Genomic DNA, 2,424 nt, shown 5'->3' with positions numbered 1-2,424 from the left:
TGCCCGAGGTGGCGCGCCTGCCGGCCGAGGACAGCATGGCGCTGGATAATGTGGCTGCCAGCGATGGCGGCATCGTCATCGCCGTGCCGCGCCTGGCCCATATCGCCAATTTCGACGACTTTGATCCGCTGCGGCAGCAGGCGGGCGTGGCGCTGGTTTTTGTCCCTGCCGGCCAGCCGCTGCCAGCGGACGCAGCGCTGGTGATCCTGCCCGGATCAAAGGCCACGATCGCCGACCTGAAATTCCTGCGCGAACAGGGCTGGGATGTGGATATGGCTGGCCATCTGCGGCGCGGCGGTCGCGTGCTGGGTATCTGCGGCGGTTACCAGATGCTGGGGCGCAGTATCAGCGATCCGCAGGGCATCGAAGGCTTGCCGGAAACCGTGGAAGGGCTCGGCCTGCTCGATGTCGAAACCGAACTGACCGGCGACAAGGCCCTGCACGAGGCGCAGGGCTTCGAGCGTTTCACCGGGGAAGCCGTGCGCGGCTACGAAATGCATGTGGGCCGCACCACCGGCCCCGATGTGGAACGGCCCCTGCTGCGGCTGGGTGATCGGCATGATGGCGCCGTCTCGGCCGATGGCAATATTGCTGGCTGTTACCTGCATGGCCTGTTTGCCTCCGATGCCTTCCGTGCCGCCTGGCTGACGCTGCTGGGGGGGCGCGACGTGGCGCAGGGCAATTACGAGGCTGGGGTGGAAAGTGCGCTGGATGCCCTGGCCGCCGCCATCGAGCGGCATCTGGATGTCGATGCGCTGATCAGCGCAGCGCGATAGCCGCCAGCACGGCCGCAGCGAACAGCAGCAGGCAGGCGACGACAAACAGCCGCAGGGCGCGGCGGATATCGGCCGCCGTGGCATTTTCGCTGCCATGCCCCATCCAGTGATCCTCGACCCAGCGGTCGCCGTAACGGCGCGGCCCGGCCAGCTTCAGGCCCAGCGCGCCGGCCATGGCCGCTTCCGGCCAGCCGGCATTGGGCGATTTATGTTGCCCGGCATCGCGCTCAACGGCGGCGAAGGCGTCGGCGGGCGAAGCCTTGGGCGTCAGCAGCGCGGCAAGGACCAGCAGCAGGGCCGAAAGCCGCGAGGCGGGCAGGTTCAGCAGGTCGTCGAAACGTGCCGCGGCCCAGCCGAAGGCGCGATACTTGTCCGACTTGTGGCCGATCATGCTGTCGGCGGTGTTGGCCGCCTTGTAGAGCACGATGCCGGGCAGGCCGAGCAGGGCGAGCCAGACGGCCGGCGCCACCACGCCGTCGGAGAAATTCTCGGCCAGGCTTTCGATGGCGGCGCGGCTGACGCCGGCTTCATCCAGGCTTTCGGGATCGCGGCCGACGATCATGGCCACGGCCCTGCGGCCGCCGGCCAGGCCATCCTGCTCCAGTCCACGCGCCACGGCGGCAACGTGATCATACAGGCTGCGCTGGGCGATCAGGCTGGCGGCCAGCAGGCCCTCGAGCAGCCAGCCCCAGGGCAGGCTGCGCAGGAAGGAACTGATAATCGCCGCCGCGCCGACGCAGACGATGAGCAGGATCAGCAATGTAAGGATGCCGGCCATCTGCCGCTGCCAGTTGCGCCAGGCCGGGCGGTTGAGGCTACGATCCAGTTGGCCGATCAGCGCGCCGATCCACACCACCGGATGCCGGATGACGCGATAGAGCGCGTCCGGCCAGCCGAAAGCGGCATCGAGCCCAAGCGCGATGATAAGAAGCCAGAGGTTGATCGCAGCCGGGTACACCGTAAGATCGCCGCCGATGAAAGACGACACCACCATGGGCGAGGCTTCGCCATCCCGTCAACCTGCCCCCGGGGATATGCCGCCGGTCCATGGCGGCGATTTGGGTGCGCTGAAAGCCGCGCCGGGTGCCTTTGCCGGCGATTGGCTGGACCTCAGCACCGGCATCAACCCGTTTGCCTATCCGCTGCCGCCGCTGCCGCCCGACGACTGGACGCGGTTGCCGGCCGCTTCTGCGCTGGACGATCTGCTGGCGGCGGCGCGCAACGCCTATGGCTGCCCGGCCGGGGCCGGCATCGTCGCGCTGCCCGGCACGCAGGCGGCGATCCAGTTATTGCCGCGCCTGTTTGCGCCGGCACGGGTGACGGTGCTGGGGCCAACCTATGCCGAGCATGCCTATGCCTGGAAACTGCTGGGCCATCGCGTCACCGAACTGGATGGATTGCCCGGCACGCTGGCCGACACCGATATCCTGGTCACGGTGAATCCCAACAACCCAGATGGCCGCACGCTGGGGCCAGATCTGCTACGGCGTTGGCGGCAGGAGCTGACGGCGGGGGGGGGCTGGCTGGTTGTCGACGAGGCCTTTGCCGATATGGTGCCGGAGGCCAGCCTGGCCGGCGATGCCGGCGCGGCCGGCCTGATCATCCTGCGCTCCTTCGGCAAGTTCTTTGGCCTGGCCGGCCTGCGGCT

At 68.4% G+C, this 2,424-nt stretch carries 2 protein-coding genes and 1 pseudogene; 2 read left to right on the top strand and 1 reads right to left on the bottom strand.

Features of this window, described 5'->3' with window-relative positions:
- Positions 1–776, top strand: a pseudogene (locus Q1J79_RS14820) (cobyric acid synthase CobQ); the annotation flags it as partial.
- On the opposite strand, the gene cbiB reads toward Q1J79_RS14820, so the two are convergent.
- Positions 760–1,770, bottom strand: coding sequence for an adenosylcobinamide-phosphate synthase CbiB (gene cbiB, locus Q1J79_RS14815; protein WP_300301804.1), 1,011 nt, complete (start codon positions 1,768–1,770; stop codon positions 760–762). The pseudogene Q1J79_RS14820 and the gene cbiB sit on opposite strands and share 17 nt — an antisense overlap.
- Here cbiB and Q1J79_RS14810 point away from each other — a divergent pair.
- A partial coding sequence (locus Q1J79_RS14810; protein ID WP_300301801.1) for an aminotransferase class I/II-fold pyridoxal phosphate-dependent enzyme occupies positions 1,751–2,424 on the top strand: 674 nt, incomplete at its 3' end. The two genes, cbiB and Q1J79_RS14810, sit on opposite strands and share 20 nt — an antisense overlap.

Source organism: Ferrovibrio sp. (assembly GCF_029255545.1).
Taxonomy (GTDB): domain Bacteria; phylum Pseudomonadota; class Alphaproteobacteria; order Ferrovibrionales; family Ferrovibrionaceae; genus Ferrovibrio.
This window is presented reverse-complemented; position numbering and strand designations above follow the sequence as displayed.